This is a genomic window from Gordonia sp. NPDC003376, from assembly GCF_053589235.1.
This window is the reverse complement of record NZ_JBSFRM010000004.1, coordinates 282352-298213: the sequence shown is the minus strand read 5'-3', so window position 1 is coordinate 298213 and position 15862 is coordinate 282352. Positions and strand designations below refer to the sequence as shown.

Annotated in this window: 13 protein-coding genes; 8 read left to right on the top strand and 5 right to left on the bottom strand. The window is 68.3% G+C overall.

Translation table 11 applies throughout. The features are described from left to right. Positions 1-6 precede the first annotated feature (6 nt). Positions 7-1335: a lipopolysaccharide biosynthesis protein gene (locus tag ACWDUA_RS06985; protein WP_449750281.1), complete on the bottom strand. Its 1329-nt coding sequence runs from the start codon at positions 1333-1335 to the stop codon at positions 7-9. On the opposite strand from ACWDUA_RS06985, the gene ACWDUA_RS06980 reads away from it, so the two are divergent. Beyond that, positions 1334-2812 carry a glycosyltransferase 87 family protein gene (locus ACWDUA_RS06980; protein WP_449750280.1) on the top strand — a complete coding sequence of 493 codons (1479 nt, stop codon included), beginning with the start codon at positions 1334-1336 and terminating at the stop codon, positions 2810-2812. The genes ACWDUA_RS06985 and ACWDUA_RS06980 overlap by 2 nt on opposite strands. On the opposite strand, the gene ACWDUA_RS06975 is transcribed toward ACWDUA_RS06980, so the two are convergent. Together ACWDUA_RS06975 and ACWDUA_RS06970 are read right to left on the bottom strand one after the other, a co-directional pair. After that, positions 2762-3766: a polysaccharide deacetylase family protein gene (locus tag ACWDUA_RS06975; protein WP_449750279.1), complete on the bottom strand. Its 1005-nt coding sequence runs from the start codon at positions 3764-3766 to the stop codon at positions 2762-2764. The two genes, ACWDUA_RS06980 and ACWDUA_RS06975, sit on opposite strands and share 51 nt — an antisense overlap. Further along, the gene (locus ACWDUA_RS06970; RefSeq protein WP_449750278.1) at positions 3763-4530 is read right to left on the bottom strand and encodes a hypothetical protein; all 768 of its coding nucleotides are present in this window, start codon (positions 4528-4530) and stop codon (positions 3763-3765) included. The genes ACWDUA_RS06975 and ACWDUA_RS06970 overlap by 4 nt, the downstream gene beginning before the upstream one ends. Before the next feature lie 235 nt (positions 4531-4765). Here ACWDUA_RS06970 and wecB point away from each other — a divergent pair, with 235 nt between their 5' ends. The 5 genes from wecB (at position 4766) to ACWDUA_RS06945 (ending at position 12410) form a co-directional block, all read left to right on the top strand. Further along, a complete protein-coding gene (gene wecB / locus ACWDUA_RS06965; RefSeq protein ID WP_449750277.1) occupies positions 4766-5995 on the top strand; it encodes a non-hydrolyzing UDP-N-acetylglucosamine 2-epimerase in 1230 nt (409 codons plus the stop codon). A gap of 254 nt (positions 5996-6249) precedes the next feature. Then, entirely contained in the window at positions 6250-7095 is an 846-nt protein-coding gene (locus ACWDUA_RS06960; protein WP_449750276.1) for a glycosyltransferase family 2 protein, read from the top strand. Between the two features lie 4 nt (positions 7096-7099). Next, entirely contained in the window at positions 7100-8470 is a 1371-nt protein-coding gene (locus ACWDUA_RS06955) for an FAD-dependent oxidoreductase (RefSeq protein ID WP_449750275.1), read from the top strand. Continuing rightward, the gene (locus ACWDUA_RS06950) at positions 8415-9764 is read left to right on the top strand and encodes a sugar transferase (protein ID WP_449750274.1); all 1350 of its coding nucleotides are present in this window, start codon (positions 8415-8417) and stop codon (positions 9762-9764) included. Before ACWDUA_RS06955 ends, ACWDUA_RS06950 begins: the two co-directional genes overlap by 56 nt. A gap of 300 nt (positions 9765-10064) precedes the next feature. Beyond that, a complete protein-coding gene (locus ACWDUA_RS06945; RefSeq protein WP_449750273.1) occupies positions 10065-12410 on the top strand; it encodes a diguanylate cyclase in 2346 nt (781 codons plus the stop codon). A gap of 14 nt (positions 12411-12424) precedes the next feature. Here ACWDUA_RS06945 and ACWDUA_RS06940 read toward each other — a convergent pair whose 3' ends face one another. After that, positions 12425-13135, bottom strand: coding sequence for a hypothetical protein (locus ACWDUA_RS06940; RefSeq protein ID WP_449750272.1), 711 nt, complete (start codon positions 13133-13135; stop codon positions 12425-12427). A 386-nt stretch (positions 13136-13521) separates the two neighbouring features. Between ACWDUA_RS06940 and ACWDUA_RS06935 the strand changes: the two genes are divergently transcribed. Together ACWDUA_RS06935 and ACWDUA_RS06930 are read left to right on the top strand one after the other, a co-directional pair. Next, positions 13522-14481 (top strand): 1,4-dihydroxy-2-naphthoyl-CoA synthase, encoded by a 960-nt coding sequence (locus tag ACWDUA_RS06935; protein ID WP_449750271.1) that lies wholly within the window; start codon positions 13522-13524, stop codon positions 14479-14481. Position 14482: 1 nt separating this feature from the next. Next, positions 14483-15082 carry a YdcF family protein gene (locus ACWDUA_RS06930; protein ID WP_449750270.1) on the top strand — a complete coding sequence of 200 codons (600 nt, stop codon included), beginning with the start codon at positions 14483-14485 and terminating at the stop codon, positions 15080-15082. A 28-nt stretch (positions 15083-15110) separates the two neighbouring features. Here ACWDUA_RS06930 and ACWDUA_RS06925 read toward each other — a convergent pair whose 3' ends face one another. Further along, positions 15111-15821: a hypothetical protein gene (locus ACWDUA_RS06925; protein ID WP_449750269.1), complete on the bottom strand. Its 711-nt coding sequence runs from the start codon at positions 15819-15821 to the stop codon at positions 15111-15113. Positions 15822-15862: the final 41 nt, after the last annotated feature.

The following is a 15862-nucleotide window of genomic DNA, read 5'->3' as shown; positions in this document are numbered from 1 at the left end:
CGATCGTCAACCGCGAAACGAGTTCAGCGAGTACCGCAGATCCGCACGCGGAACAGGTACCCGGTCGGTGCGCCGCCGTGCGCCGAGCCACTGGGCGACGGCGATGGCCGTCGCGGCGACCGTCGACGCCCACGCCAGCCCCTCGGGTCCGCCGAACCGGGCGGCGACGATCCCGACGGGCACCATGACGGTCAGCAGGATCAGCGCCGTCCACGCGGCGTCGTTGACGTGATCGGACACGATCAGCACCGTCACGTTTCCGCCGAGCGCGGCCTTGGCGACCCCACCCAGCGACAGGATCAGCAGGATGACACCACCACCGGCCATCGAAGGTCCATACGCCCACGTCATGAGCGTGTCCCCGAAGACCGCCACGATCGCCACGATCGCCACGGTCACCGCGGTGCCCACGGTCGCGACGGCCGAGAGCATGGCGACCGCCCGATCGTGGTCACCGGCGACCCACAATCGGGCGATCACCGGCGTCACGGCCAGTGAGGCGAGGCTCTCCAGCACGGTGACCTGCAGCGCCAGTGTGGCCGCCGCCGAGTAGATTCCGGCGGTCTGCGCCTCGAACACGACATTCGCCAGCCAGACCGTGCCCGGCAGACACACGAACGCCGACAGATCGAGCATGAACAGTTTGGCGCCATGCCAGATCGGCACCGCCAGGGTGTCCAGGCCGCGCAGGGTGGGACGTGCGAGCTCATCGCGGCCGATGGTCATCGCGATCGTCAACTGCAGCACCGACACCACGGTGTAGACCCCCACCACCACCGCCAGCGATCGGGAATGGGCGAGGAGCAGGACCACGGCGAGCGCGGGCAGCACGATGCCGCTCCGGACGTGATGGGTGGTCGCCACCGCCATCCGTACCCGGCCGGTCGCCGCGAAGATGTCACTGAGCGTGAGTCGCATCGACTCGGCCACCACCACGACCAGGGTCATGACGACGACCGCCGCGTAGCCGGGCTGACCCCGGAACGCCCACGTCGCCACCACCGTCACGAACGGTGCAGTGACCGCCGAGATCATCAGTGTCGCCTGCAGGTGCACCGTGGCGATCCGACGACGCCCGGTGAGTGTCGTCGCCGTGGGCAGCAAGCGGATCACGTTGGGGCCGAGCCCGAGTCGGCCCACCATCGGTCCGATCGCCAGGGCGGCGAGGATCGCGAAGAACACCGACGACTCCCGAACGGGCAGGACCCGATAGACCATCACGGTGACGAGGAAGGTCGAGCCGAGACCGATGGCCGCCGCCAGCACCCGCAGCGCGAAGCTCCGGCGGACCTCCGCCGCGTGCCGGTCGGGCGGCGTCCCCTCATTCTCGTGCATGGCGATCCCCGACTGTGGCCCGCCGGAGGGCGATCATGGGTATCGTTGTCGCACAGCCGACATCGCCGAGGACAGAAGAACTGTCGTGTACCGGACATCGCAGACACCACTCCCGCGCGGATTCCGGTACGTGCTGTGCGCCGTGTCGGTGGTCGGCGTGGCGGCGCTCGGCGGCGCCTGGGCGGCAAAGGCGTGGACGCACCGGATCGGCGCCGGACAGAATCCCGTGTGCGGGCAGCCGTTGTGCTCGTTGTCCATGGTCGACTTCCGCGATGCCACCTGGCGACCGTCGGGGTGGTTCCTGGACGGACACAATCCGTACGATACCGCCGACTATCTCGCACACTTCCCGAATTCGCTGGACTACCCGACCTACCTGCCCGGCCACCTGGTGCTGTGGTCCCCGCTGGGGTCGGTGGACTGGTCGACCGCCGTCGTCCTGGACATCGCGATCAACCTGCTCGTCGTCCTCGCCGTCGGCACGTGGACCGGGCTCACCGCCCTGCGGTCGCTGCGCCCACACGGGCGGCTCGCGGCGGTCGACGGCGTCACCGCGGCGTGTGCGATGACGGCGTTGCTGCTGATCACCCGGCCGCTGACGCTCGGGGTGTTCCTCGGTCAGCCGTCGGTGGTCTACGCCCTGCTCGCGGTCCCGGCCGTCCTCACCAGGCGCCGCATCCCGGCGATCCTGCTCGTCGCGATCGTCTGTCTCAAGCCCCAGGCCGGGATCGCCGTGATCGTGGTGCTGCTCGCGCGGCGGCAGTGGCGTCGTGCCGCGGCCGGCGTCGCCCTGGCCGGCGTCGTCAGCCTGGCCGCGGTACCGGTCCTCGCCGGTGGTCTCGGTCGGATCGGGGGGTTCGTCACCGGTGTGCGCGACAACGTCCGGACCGCCTCCAGCATCCGGTCGAGCGAATGGCTCGCCGAGCGGATCGACATCGCCGGTGCACTCGATCATCTCGGCCTCCGTCCCTCGACCGCCGCGACCGCCGCGATCATCGTGGCCGGACTCGTCCTGGCGTACTTCGTGGTCGGTCACCTCACGCCGGTGTTCCCGTTCACCGCCACCCTGCTGGGATTCGGCGTCGTGACCATCGCGATCTACCACAACGCCTACGACGCCGTCTGGCTGATCCCGTTGTGCGTCCTGTCGGGGGTCGAGTTGTTCGGCACCCCGGACCGGCGACTGCTGCACGCCGTGCCCGGATGGCTCCTGATCTTCTTCGGCGCGGGATTCGCCCACTACTACATCATCGACCGGTTGGGATCGGGACTCCCGGACGCCTCCATCTGGTTGATGCGCGCGTCCCTGTGCCTCGGCGCCGTCTGGCTGGCCACCGTCGTCTGGTCGGCCGACAGGCCCTCGCGTCCCGACAGCACCGGCGCCGAGCCCCCACCCGGACACGCCGCCGACGACCCGGTGCACGGGTCACCCCCGCAGGCCGGCAGCGGAAACGACGCGACCGGCGCCGACGGCTGATCGGTCGACGAACGCCCCGGTGCCCATCAGGTCGAAGTGGCGGCCGATCGTGCGCAGGACCCAGGTCATGAACGCGACCTTGGCCGCGGCGGGCACCGACATCCCCGGGAAGAACGCCAGTTGCGGGATGTCGCGGCGATCCATCACGTCGGTCGGGTGTACCAGCATCGACATCGCGACGCCCCGGCGGCGGCACAATCCCACCGCCAGGGTGAGGTAGGTCCGGGCCAGGCGGGGCGAGATCGCGTACAGCTGCATCAGATACGACCCGTGGATCGGAATCCTGGTGAGCGGCATGGTGGTCACCGGCAGCTCCACGACCCGGCCGCTCGGGGTGTCCCACAGGTAGGGGTGCAGGCTCCGCGTCGCATCCCCGACACCTCCGAACAGGTTGTCCCGCAACAGCTTCTCCGACTCGGTGAAGTCGCTGGTACGAAAGTGTTCGAATCGGGCGAGCGGCCCGATCCAGGTCGGTAGCGTCGACGCGTCGTAGCGGTAGCCGCGGGCGGCGAGCAGGTCGAGCAGTTCGGCGGTGAGCGCGAAGCCGGGTCCGCGGAAGCCGACGGGTGCCGGTACACCGGTGGCCACGATCGCCGCATCCGTGCGATCGATCTCGGCCACCAGTCGCGTCCGGGTGAAGTGCTGGGGCCACGGTTCGTGCTCGAAGGTGTGGTTACCGATCTCGTGACCCGCGGCGTGGAATGTCGTCACCGCCTCGGCCCCGTCGTCGCGTTCGGCGTCGGCACCGATGACGAAGACCGTGCTGCGCACCCCGACGTCGGCGAGCAGGTCGACGATCCGGGGAACCGCCGACGCCAGATGGCTGGGTCGTGATTCCCACTCCGGGTCGCCGTGCGTCTTCAGATACGACCAGATGTTGTCCAGATCGACCGAGACGCTCGCGGGCGGCCGTTCGATGGTACCGGGCTGCCCCGGCCGGCGGACGTGCTTCATTCCCGAGCCCTTCTTCCCATGCTCTGTTGCGGTGTCGCGGCGCCGACGCCCGACCTCTCCGGCGGCGTCGACTCGCCCGAATCCACCCGATCCCCGTAGCGGGCCAGCGCGGCCACACCGACGAGTGTGAGGACCACCCCGGCCGCCACCATCGGCTCGTCGCCGGGTCGAATCCGGTCGCCCAGTGCGATCACCCCGAGGGCCGAGGCGACGATCATCGTCACCGAGTCCATCACGGCACCCACGACCGTCGGCGGACTGCGTTGCAGCGCCGCCGCCATCTGCACCTGCCCGATCCCGGCACACGCCAGGGTCAGCCAGGTCAGCGGATGCCACAGCATTCCCGGTCCCAGCTGGGCGACCAGTGGCCGGCCGGCGACGGCGAGGATCGCGAACACCACACCGGCCAGAACGGCGAGCGTGACGCCCGATCGCAGGCGGGCGGCGCCGACCGAGAGGACGGCCGCGGCGAGGAGTCCGGCGGCCAACCACATCGTGGTCGCCGGGTCGGGTGTCACCGCGACCGACGGTTCGGCCGCCGCGGCGAGCAGTCCCACCGCCACTGCGAGCACGCCCAGCGGAATCCAGTGTGTGGCCGGGACGTGCCACCGCAGCACCGCCATCCCGAGGACGGCCGTCACCCCGACCGACGCACAGACCGCCGACTGCACGAGGTACAGCGGGAGTCGTTCCCGGGCGAAGAACGCGAGAACGAATCCGGCGACCTGACAGAGGAATCCGCAGAGATATATCGGTTGTCCCACCAGCCTCACGACGAGTCCCGCATCGACACCCGCCCCATTTCTACCGGCGCGTCGCGCGCCGACGGTCTGTGCCAATAATCCGATCGCGTAGCACAATACTGCCGCAATAAGCATAATATGCTCTGACATTGTCGCCCTTTGAATACGTCGAGGGTGTCCCGATATCAGTGTCACGCAGAATTCCACACCCTGCGCACGTTATGACTCAACCCGAAGCACAAAGTTGGTGAATCGAATGATCTCCGCACACCTTCTGATGGGAACCCGCCCGGAATCCATCAAACTCGCCCCGCTGCACAGCGCACTTCTCGACGTCGGAATCGCCAGCAGCATCATCGCCAGCGGCCAGCATCCGACGATGGTCGCCGACTCGCTCCGCGCATTTCTCCTCGAACCGGACGTGGCCCTGTCGATCACCCGGACCACGGGCAGCCAGCCGGAACTGATGGGTGCACTCCTGGCCGCATTCTCCGAGCTCTGGAGCAGAGAATGCCCGGATGTGGTTGTGGTGCAAGGTGATACCACCACCGCGCTCGCCGGCGCACTGGCCGCCTTCTGGGCCCGGATCCCCGTGGTCCACCTCGAGGCGGGGCTGCGTTCCCACGACCTCGACGCCCCGTTCCCGGAGGAGGCGAACCGTCGGATGATCGGCCAGATCGCCGCGCTGCACCTCGCGCCCACGGATCGGGCCCGCTGCAATCTGCTCCGCGAGGGTGTCGACCTGCGGTCCATCGAGGTGGTCGGGAACACGGTGGTGGACGCGGTACTGCAGGTGGCCGACCGTCTACCCGACCTCACCCTCACCCCCGAGGTGTCCGGGTTCCTCGACCGGTCGAGGAACCCGGACGTACCGGTCATCCTGCTCACGATGCACCGCCGGGAATCGTGGGGCCGGCCGATGAGTCGCACCCTGGCCGCCGTCCGGCAGCTCCTCCACCTCCACCAGAACCTGCAGGTCTTATGCCCGGTTCACCCGAATCCGGATGTGGGGCAACAGGTTCATTCAGCACTGGGAGATCAGCGCAGGGTCACGCTGACCCCACCCCTGCCCTACCCCGATCTGATCGCGGCCATGCGGCGGGCGACCGTCATCATCTCCGACTCCGGTGGAATCCAGGAGGAGGCCCCGTCCTTCGGCGTCCCTGTGATGGTCGCACGCGAGGTCACCGAACGCGTCGAGGCCATCGAGAGCGGCTGTGCCGTCGCGGTGGGGACCGACACCGCGGTGACCGTGGACACCGCCGACCGCCTGCTCTCCGATCCACAGGCCCGACGCGCGATGACGGTGGCCGGCAACCCGTTCGGGGACGGCCGTTCGGCACCGCGATCGGTGGACGCGATCCGGAATCTCCTGATGCGACGCGCCTATTCGGACGAATTGAGATCTCATTCCGTCAATTCCTCTTTGTCACTTGTCACCGCAAGCGGGACACCTGAAAGCGGAATTCGAATTCCTTCGAAATAGTTTCCGCGTGATCATCCGGGCGGCATGTAGAGACGACAACCTGTGCGTGACAGTCGAGCGATGGCACTCGGCGAATTCTCAATAATTCATCTGTTGGATGGACACCGACTGCTCGGTTCGGGTCCGGTCAATCGAAAGAAGCGGTTAAGGTTCCTGCGAGGGGTCAGAAAAATCATGAACCGGTCGGTCTCCTGCGACGCCTGGCGCCACTTCGGGACTCTCCCCAACAATCAGCGACAGATGACAATGATTGGTTGAGAACATTGGAAACACCACTCACCCCACTCGACTCCACCGACCTCCCGACACGATCGACCGTCACGACCGTCGACGGTGCGGCCCTGCACACGGTGCACCTGATCCTGCCCGCCTTCAACGAGGAGGCGTCGCTCGGCGACCTGCTCGAGCGACTCGCACACACCCGGATCACCGATCATGTTCTGCGGGTGTGGATCGTCGACGACGGCTCCTCCGACCACACCGCCGAGGTCGCCCTGGATCCCCACGGCACGCTCACCGCCACCCTCGTCCGGCACCCGGTCAACCGGGGCCTCGGACGTGCGGTGTCCACCGGGATCCGCAATGCCCTCCACGACGCCACCGACGACGACGACGTCATCGCGATCATGGACGCCGACAACACCCACGATCCCGAACTGTTGCAGGCCCTGGTCGACGACATCGAGAACGGCGCCGACATCGCGGTGTGCTCCCGATTCGTCCCGGGCGGCGACGACACCACCGCACCGTTCCTGCGGCGCATCATGTCCCGAGGGGCCGCCGAGGTCTTCGCCCGGATCGTCCCGATCTCGGGACTGCACGATTTCACCTGCGGCTACCGCGCCTACCGTGCGGGTCTGCTGCGTCGCGCACAGCAGCAGTGGGGCGAAAGCCTGATCACCGAACAGGGTTTCGCGTGCATGGTGGAACTGCTGATGCGGTTGCGGCACTTCCACCCGTCGGTGGCCGAGGTGCCCATGGTGCTGCAGTACGACCTCAAACAGAGCCCGAGCAAACTCCGTCTGGCCCGGACCCTGCGCCAGTACGCCGCACTGGTGGTGCGCGACCGCGTCACGCCCGAACCACAACTGGTGGCCTGAGCACATGGACTGCCACACATCCGATCACCCGATCGTCGTGATCGGCGGCGGGATCTCCGGACTCGCCGCCGCATACCGACTGACGCAGCGTGGTGAGCGGGTCGTCCTGCTCGAGGCCGGCGACGTCCTCGGCGGGCTCGGGGTCGAGGGATCGATCGGCGGGTACCCGATCGAGCGGTTCTACCACTGCATCATGCCCACCGACGACGCACTCCTCGCGATCGTCGACGAGCTGGGACTCGGCTCGACGATCCGGTGGACGTCCACCACGATGGGTATGGTCGTCGACCGTACGCGATATCCGTTCAACTCCCCGATGGATCTGCTTCGGTTCCGCGCCTTGACCTTTCCGCAACGTGTCCGCTTCGGCGCCGCCACCCTGGCGTTGCCCCGGCTCGGCCGACGAATCGATCTCGACCGCACCCGGACCGCGGACTGGCTCATGTCGGCGTACGGCGAACAGATCTGGGATCGCCTGCTGCAACCGATGTTCGGGGCCAAGTTCGGCGATGCCTTCGGCGAGGTCCCGGCTCGTTACCTGCACGAGCGGCTCGGGCGCGAGAGCAACGTGGCGATACGGGGCCATCCCGAGGGCGGCTATCGCGCGATCGTCGCCGCCCTGCGCGAGGCGATCGTCGCCGGGGGCGGAACCGTCGAGGTGTCCCGGCCGGTGCGTCACATCGCCGACACCGGCGACGCGGTGGAGGTCACCGACGACCTCGGCACCATCACGGCGTCGTCGGTCATCTCCACCATCCCGATCCCGTTGTTGCGCAGAGTGAGTGACCCCGATCTGGCCGGCCGCCTGCCCACCGGCGACATCCGCTACCAGGGCGTCGTCAACGCGGCGATCCTGCTTCGGCGACCACTCGACGGCCACTACTGGACGCCGGTCGTCCACAGCGGCACCGACTTCGACGGTGTCATCGAGATGTCGGCACTGACCGGCACCCGGCGATTCGACGGCCGCACACTCGTCTATGTGATGAAGTACTGCGACCGCGATTCGGACCTGTTCCGGGCCGATCCCGCCGAGCTCGGTCGTCGCTGGGCCGGACAACTGTGCCGGCTGTACCCCGATCGTGTGACCGCAGAGGACATCTGCGCCGTCGAGGTCTTCGCCGCCCCCTTCGTCGAACCGGTTCCGCAGGTCGGGACCACTGGTATCAGGAGACCCACACATGTCCAGGGAACCCGGGTCCACCTCGCGACAACAGCCCATCTCTACCCTCGGGTCAACAGCTGGAACTCCGCGGTCGGATTCGCCGACGGCGTCGTCACGGCCATCCCCGCGACGGTCCTACTCGACGGTGCTGCGCGTGGGCGAGGTGGTCACGGTGGCCGGGGCGACGTTGTTCGCGGTCATGGTCAGTGACGACACCCCGGTCGCGTCCGAGGTGGCCACCCGGGTGGTCTTCGGCGTCGGCATGGTGGCGTGCTGGGGACTGCTGCTGATCCACGAGGGCACCACCAATGCCCAGATCCTGGGACGCGGACTCGAGGCGTACAAGCGGATTCTGATGGCGACGGCCAAACTGCTCGCCCTCATGGCCGCGTTCATCCTCGTGCTGGGCGTGCCGGTGCCCCGGCAGACCCTGTTGGTCGCGCTCGCAACGGGTCTCGTCGGGTGCGTCGCGCTGCAGGTCGTCGGCACCATCGACATCCGGCTGCGCCGGGTCCGCCACGGCGAGGCCACCACGCGCGTCCTGGTCGTGGGAGATCCGGCGGCCACCGACCGGATGTCGTTGGCGCTCACGATCAATCCGCGCTCGGGATACATCCCCATCCCTTCCGCCATGGAGACCACCGGACGCGCCGGTGGCATCACCGCGCTGCGTGACCCGGGTGAGATCGTCGAGGCCGCCCGCACCGCCGGGGCGGAGTACGTGATCCTCGCCGGACACGATCCGCTGAACGACGAGTGGTTGCGGGTGCTGCGCTACGGACTGCGGGATGTCTCGATCGGTCTGATGCTGGCCCCGCAGGCGTTGGGTCTGGCCAAACCCAAGGTGACCCTGGAACAGATGGGCGATCTCCCGCTGCTCTACGTGGACGATCCCGGCTACTCACGCACCAACTGGGGCAAGATCGCCTTCGACCGTCTGGGCTCGCTGCTCGGTCTGATCGTCCTGTCGCCGTTGTTCCTCGTGACGGCGGTGGCCATCCGGATCGGCGATCACGGTCCGGTCTTCTACCGGCCCACGCGGGTCGGCCGCGACGGGACCCCGTTCCGGATGTGGAAGTTCCGGTCGATGTACCCCGACGCCGACAAGCGATGGGCCGAGATGACCGCGGCCGCCGGCGGGGGCAACGCCTTCTTCAAGATGCGGGACGACCCGCGGATCACCCCCGTCGGCCGGTTCCTACGCCGCACGAGCCTCGACGAACTACCCCAGCTGATCAACGTGCTGTCCGGGTCGATGAGTCTGGTGGGCCCGCGACCGCTGGTCGACGGCGAGGGCCGCTCGTTCCCGGGATTCGTCGAGCGACGCGAGCTCGTCAAACCCGGGATGACCGGTCTGTGGCAGGTGTCCGGACGCTCCGACACCGATGAGGCAGACCGTGTCGAACTCGATCTTTACTACGTCGAAAACTGGTCTCTCGAACAGGATCTGCGAATCATGCTCCGCACCGCCGTCACCGTGGCCCGCGGCGACGGGGCGTACTGAGCGATTCCCAGGTCGGAGCAGGTGAGACGCGCCGAGGTCACCGGCCGTGGCGGTGTACCACGATCATCCACCCGGTGCCCGGCACCGAGAATTCACTCGGCCCGACGACCACGTTCCCACGCCCGGCGCGCACGAACCCCGTACAGTGTCGGGCACCGCGCAGTCCGCCAACTCGCGTCCGGTCCCGCGACCCACGCCGTCCCGCCGTACTGCCGACACCGACCCCGGAAGTACGTCCATGCCGCACACATCGCACCGCACCTCCTGCCGAGGAGGACTGCGGCGAGATCCCCGCACACCATGACCAACCGGTTCCTGTCCGGGATGACCGGCCGTTTCGACCAGCGGACGATCGGGGTGCTGTCCAGTGAGATGGGCGCGATCCCGCTCATCGTCGTGGGCCTGCTGGCCCCCGGATTCATCCGGCCGGGCCTGCACCCGTTCCTCGCGCTCATCGGCCTCTACACCGTGGTGTGCGTCGCGATCACCGTTTGGGCCGGCCGACTGTCGGACCGGCAGTTCATCGTGCTCAGTCTCGGTGGCATGGTCGGCATCGCGGTGTCCGGGGCGCTGATCAGCGATCCGGGTACGGGGCTGGTGGTCCTCGCGTTGCTCGCGGCCATCCCCGCACTGGCGGCGATGAGCTCACCTCGACGGGTGGTGATCGTCTTCGTCGTCGTCGCCGTCGGGCTCGCCGTCACCGTGGCCGTCGCCCGCGCGCCGTCGTGGTCGATCCTGATCATCGGTGGTGGCGCGGTACTGATGGCCATCGCGGCGCCCACCTACATGGTGACCATGCTCCGTCGGAACCTCACGGCGCTGCTGGCCCGGCAGGAACACCTGAGCACCACCGACCCCCTCACCCAGGCGCTCAACCGTCGGGGCCTGGTCGACAATGCACGGTCGCTGTTCCGTGCCGCCGCAGGCCGCCGACTGGTCGCGTTGATCGTGGTGGACGTCGACTACTTCAAACGGTTCAACGACCTCTACGGGCATTCGGCCGGGGACGCGATCCTGGTCGAGATCACCGAGGCGATGCGCGCCTGCACACCACCGGATGCGCTGGTCGCCCGCAGCGGCGGCGAGGAGTTCGCCGTGCTGACCCTGGTCGACGACCCGGACGAACTGCAGCAGATGGCCGATGCCATGCGGGTGTCGGTGGCCGAGGCCACCTCGGCCACGGTCAGTATCGGGGCGGTGTGTGCCCGGATTCTCGAGATCGGTCCGAGCGGGTCGGCCTTGTCCTCCTCCGCGGTGCTCGACTGCCTCGCCGCCGACGCCGACCAGCTGCTGTACTCGGCCAAGGGCATGGGTCGCAACCGGGTCGAGACCGCGGACCTCCCGCCGCTGCTGTGGGATCGGCACGCCGATGACGCCGGCCCGGCACCCGGCATCTCCGCCGACACGCAGGCGCGCAAGCGGCCCGTCGTACCGCCCGGGGGCCGCACCGCTCCGACCGTCTCGGCGCCCGGTCGGGGCGCGGCAGCCGGGTCGACCCAGACCGCGGCGATCGTCGAGATCCTGCATCCCCACCGCGATCGCGACCGCATCGATCACCTGCGCGGCTCCGGGGCGTACAGGTTCGTCGACACGTGGGCGAGTGCCGCCGCCGAACTCGGACAACTCGACCGGCTCGATCATGTGGAGCCCGGGTTGCCGCGACCGGTGTCGTTCGACGTCACCGACCCCGACGCCGTCGAACAGCACAGCCGCTACGTCGTCTTCCCGTGGCGTGCCACGGTGGCACGGGTTCCCGATCCGGGGACCTACTACCGGCTCAAGACCGCACGCAACCGTTTCCTGATCACCTCGACCGAGCAGGACCGATGGCGGGACGCGAGGATCGCCGTGGCCGGTCTCAGTGTGGGTACGGCGGCCGTCGTCGCGAGCGCACTCACCGGCGCCCGCCACTTCGGCATCGCCGACTCCGACGGCCTGTCGCTCACCAATCTCAACCGGCTGGTCGGATCGGCGTGCGATGTGGGGATGACCAAGGTGGAGCTGGCCGCCCGCCGCATCCTCGAACTGGACCCCTACACCCACATCGACACGTTCCCGGACGGATACTCCCCCGCCGTCGCCGACGACTTCCTGGGGTATCCCGACGGAAGGCAGGTGTCGGTCCTCATCGAGGAGATCGACGACGTCGCGATGAAGATCGACCTCCGCCGCCGGTGCCGGGCGGCGGGTATCCCGGTGGTCAGCGCGACCGACATGGGCGACAACGTCATCCTCGACGTCGAACGGTTCGATCTCGATCGCTCCTACCCCATCTTCCACGGCCGGGGTGAGCACTTCTCGCCCACCGACGCCTCCGATCCGGCGGAGCGGTTGCGGATGGCCACCGCGATCGTCGGCGATGTGGTCACACGACGAATGGCATTCTCCGCCAGTCAGATCGGACGAGGTCTCAGTTCGTGGCCGCAGCTGGGTTCGACGGCGTCGATGGCCGGGGCGATGGCCGCCGCGGCGGCACGGAACATCGTGTGCGGACGCCCGGTCGAATCCGGGCGGTATCAGCTCGACGTCGAGGGCCTGCTCCTGTCCGGGGAGACCACGCTCGACGGGGCGTGGAACGAGCTGAGCACGGAGGATCTGATGGCGATGGTGGCCCGACTCACCGCGTCCCCCGACGGCGCGGCGTGATCGGGAAGCACCGATCAGGGCCGACGGTCTCGACCGCAGATGAGCGCCGCCTCGTCCTGCATCCGTTCCCAGACCTCCGCGGATGTGGAGGACCCGATGGAGGTGCGATCCCACCACATCAGCTGGGTGCGGTATCGCTCGTCCGGGAACGGTGTCGCGGGGACCGTCACGTCCACCACGCCACCCCCCGACGCCCATCGGCGCAACACGTGGTCTGCGGCCGTCGCCATCATGTACCGGACGTCGCACATCTGCAGGATCGGCAGCCCGAGGCGGGACAGTTGGGCCACCACGATCGGTGCCATCGGCGACCGCTCGTCCACCCAGGCCGTCTTCACCTCGACGATCCCCTCGTCGAGTCGCCGTTCGATGGCGTTGACCAGCTGCACCTGCCCGGGCTGTCCCGACCATTCCTCGACCGCGTGACTCTGCGCCGCGGCGGTCAACCTCGGCTGGATACGCAGGCCACCGCAGAGTCTGCCCACATCGTCGTGCACGGTGACGAAGATCGACGTGGTGGTGCCGGTGACCACGTCGTCGAGGTCCAGCGCCGCCGCGCAGTCGTGTCGTCGATAGGCGTCCATGGCCCCCGCGAGGTAGTCGATCCAGAGGTGCGGGTCTGATCGTGGAGTCGCTGTGGTGAGGATGTGACTCCCCAGATCCACGGCGTGGACGTCGTGCCGGGTGACTCCCACGGCCGGCGAATTTCTCGGATTCGTGAACATGCGTGCCTTCTCACCTCCTGCCCCGCGGTCGGGCGGGTCCCGACAGGAAAGGCAGGTACAGATTCGATTCCGCTTTCGACACTGTATTCGCCTTTCTGCAGATTTCGCGGACTCCGGGGCTGCCCGGGCGCACTCGGGCCGTCGATGTGCCACAGATGTCGTACACGTGACGGCCGGATGGTCCCGATCCCGGTGGCGGATCTGGCGTTCGAGCGCGTCGGCGGCGTCGGCGTACCAGCGGGCGTCGATCGGCACGGTCGCCGGTATCCGGTCGACCACCTCGTCGAGGTCGCCGGGTCTCACAGCGCCGCCTGATCCCCCGGGCGGGACCACCCTCCCCCATGCGTCGGCGGATACAACCGGCCCGCCCGACTAGGCTCTCACCCATGAGTTCCGCAGCGACTGAGCAGCCGTTCGACCCCTCCCTATGGGCCCCGGTTCCCGGGTTCGCAGACCTCACCGACATCACCTACCACCGCCACGTCGGCGAGGGCCGCACCAACGGCATCGTGCGCATCGCCTTCGACCGTCCCGAGGTCCGCAACGCCTTCCGGCCGCACACCGTCGACGAGCTGTACCGCACGCTCGATCACGCACGCCGCTCCCCCGACATCGGCACCATCCTGCTGACCGGCAACGGCCCGAGCCCCAAGGACGGCGGCTGGGCCTTCTGCAGCGGCGGCGACCAGCGGATCCGCGGGCGTTCGGGCTATCAGTACGCCACCTCCCACGACTCGGATGTGACCGCCGCCGACGCCGGCGGCGTGGACGAGGCCCGTGCGAAGGCCGAGGGCGGCCGCCTGCACATCCTGGAGGTGCAGCGCCTGATCCGGACCATGCCCAAGGTGGTCATCGCGGTGGTCAACGGCTGGGCCGCCGGTGGCGGACATTCGCTGCACGTGGTCTGCGACCTCACCCTCGCCTCCCGTCAGCACGCACGCTTCAAGCAGACCGACGCCGATGTGGGTTCCTTCGACGCCGGCTATGGCAGCGCCTACCTCGCCAAGCAGGTCGGCCAGAAGTTCGCCCGCGAGATCTTCTTCCTCGGCGAGGCCTACGATGCCGAGACGATGCACCGGATGGGTGCGGTGAACCGGGTCGCCGACCATGCCGAGCTGGAGCGCACCGCCATCGAGTGGGCACGCAAGATCAACGGCAAATCACCTACCGCACAACGGATGTTGAAGTTCGCGTTCAACCTCACCGACGACGGTCTGATGGGGCAGCAGGTGTTCGCCGGAGAGGCCACCCGTCTGGCGTACATGACCGACGAGGCCGTCGAGGGCCGCGACGCCTTCCTGCAGAAGCGCGATCCCGACTGGGACGCCTACCCCTACTACTACTGACATGCCCGGTCCGTCGACGACCCGCCGGCGGCGGGCCGCACTGATCGTCGTGGTGACGGTGCTGGTGGTGACCGGCGCGTTCTACGGCCTCGGCTTCCAGCTCTTCTATCGTGACCACTCCGATCCGCTACGCCACGCCGACGCGATCGTGGTGCTGGGCGGGGAGCACGACGGCCGCGAGGACTACGGTCTGCGACTCGCGCGCGAGGGCTATGCGAACACCGTCGTGATCTCCAACCCGTATCTCAACGAGCACTACAACACCGCGGCGAGCGGTCGTCTGATGCAGCGAGTCTGCTCGTCGGGCACCGACACCATCGAGGTGATCTGCTTCGCCCCCGATCCGTCCACGACGCGCGGCGAGGCGATGAAGGTGCAGCAACTCGCCCGGCAACGCGGCTGGACCACGGTGATCGTCATCAGTTGGCGTTATCACCTGGTCCGTGCGCGCTACATCTTCGGGCAGTGCTTCGGCGGCAACGTCATCATGCGCGCCGTCCCGCGGTCCTACCCCGCATCGCCCAAGTACTGGTCCTACCAGTTCGCCTATCAGTACGGCGGACTCGCCAAGGCCGTGACACTGGGATGCGGCGGAGCGTGATCGCGCACGCTCCGCCGCACACCAGGTTTCACGCAGACCGCGCCACCTCGTCATAGTGCTGCAGCCCTGCCATCTCCCGCCGGACCTGCTCCCAGATGTCGGGCCGGGCGTCGGAGGCCAGAGTGGTACGGTCGATCCACATCAGCCGGGTCACGTAGCGCTCGTCCGGATACGGCGTCGGCGCCACCGCCTGCGCCACCCGGCCGCCGCCGGACACCCACCGCGCCAGGACATGTTCGGCCGAGGTCGCCATGATGTAACGCACACCACACACCTGCATGACCACCAGCGCCAGTCGCGACAGCCGGGGCGCCACCGCCGCGGCGTGTTCCGAGCGTTCGTCGACCCACGCGCTCTTCACCTCGACGATCCCGTCGGCGAGGCGTTCCTCGATCTCGTTGACCAGGTCGACCTGCGAATCCTGACCGCTCCACTCCACCAGAGCATGCGACGACGCCGCCGTCTCGAGCCGATCCTGGATGCGCAGCCCGCCGACGACGCGCCCTCGCGCATCGAGTACCGCGCAGAAGATCGCGGTACTCTCGCCGCCTCGCGTCTGCTCGTAGTCGAGCGCCGCGGCACACCCGTGCCGCGTATACGCATCGCGCGCACCCTGCAGATAGCGATGCCAGAGCACCGGCTCACCGTCCGGGGTCCCGATCACGACCGACAGCGGTGAATCGGCCATCAGGAGGGTACGGAAGCGGTGGGTGGACGCGAGCGAAACAGTGGTGTTCATGTAGTGTCCTCATGTTGAGTGTGCTGAGCGGAGGGGATGAG

Coding starts and splice junctions, on each gene's coding strand:
- ACWDUA_RS06980 (WP_449750280.1), top strand. CDS start 1,334: ATGGCGATCCCCGACTGTGGCCCGCCGGAGGGCGATCATGGGTATCGT.
- ACWDUA_RS06985 (WP_449750281.1), bottom strand. CDS start 1,335: ATGCACGAGAATGAGGGGACGCCGCCCGACCGGCACGCGGCGGAGGTC.
- ACWDUA_RS06975 (WP_449750279.1), bottom strand. CDS start 3,766: ATGAAGCACGTCCGCCGGCCGGGGCAGCCCGGTACCATCGAACGGCCG.
- wecB (WP_449750277.1), top strand. CDS start 4,766: ATGATCTCCGCACACCTTCTGATGGGAACCCGCCCGGAATCCATCAAA.
- ACWDUA_RS06955 (WP_449750275.1), top strand. CDS start 7,100: ATGGACTGCCACACATCCGATCACCCGATCGTCGTGATCGGCGGCGGG.
- ACWDUA_RS06945 (WP_449750273.1), top strand. CDS start 10,065: ATGACCAACCGGTTCCTGTCCGGGATGACCGGCCGTTTCGACCAGCGG.
- ACWDUA_RS06940 (WP_449750272.1), bottom strand. CDS start 13,135: ATGTTCACGAATCCGAGAAATTCGCCGGCCGTGGGAGTCACCCGGCAC.
- ACWDUA_RS06935 (WP_449750271.1), top strand. CDS start 13,522: ATGAGTTCCGCAGCGACTGAGCAGCCGTTCGACCCCTCCCTATGGGCC.
- ACWDUA_RS06930 (WP_449750270.1), top strand. CDS start 14,483: ATGCCCGGTCCGTCGACGACCCGCCGGCGGCGGGCCGCACTGATCGTC.
- ACWDUA_RS06925 (WP_449750269.1), bottom strand. CDS start 15,821: ATGAACACCACTGTTTCGCTCGCGTCCACCCACCGCTTCCGTACCCTC.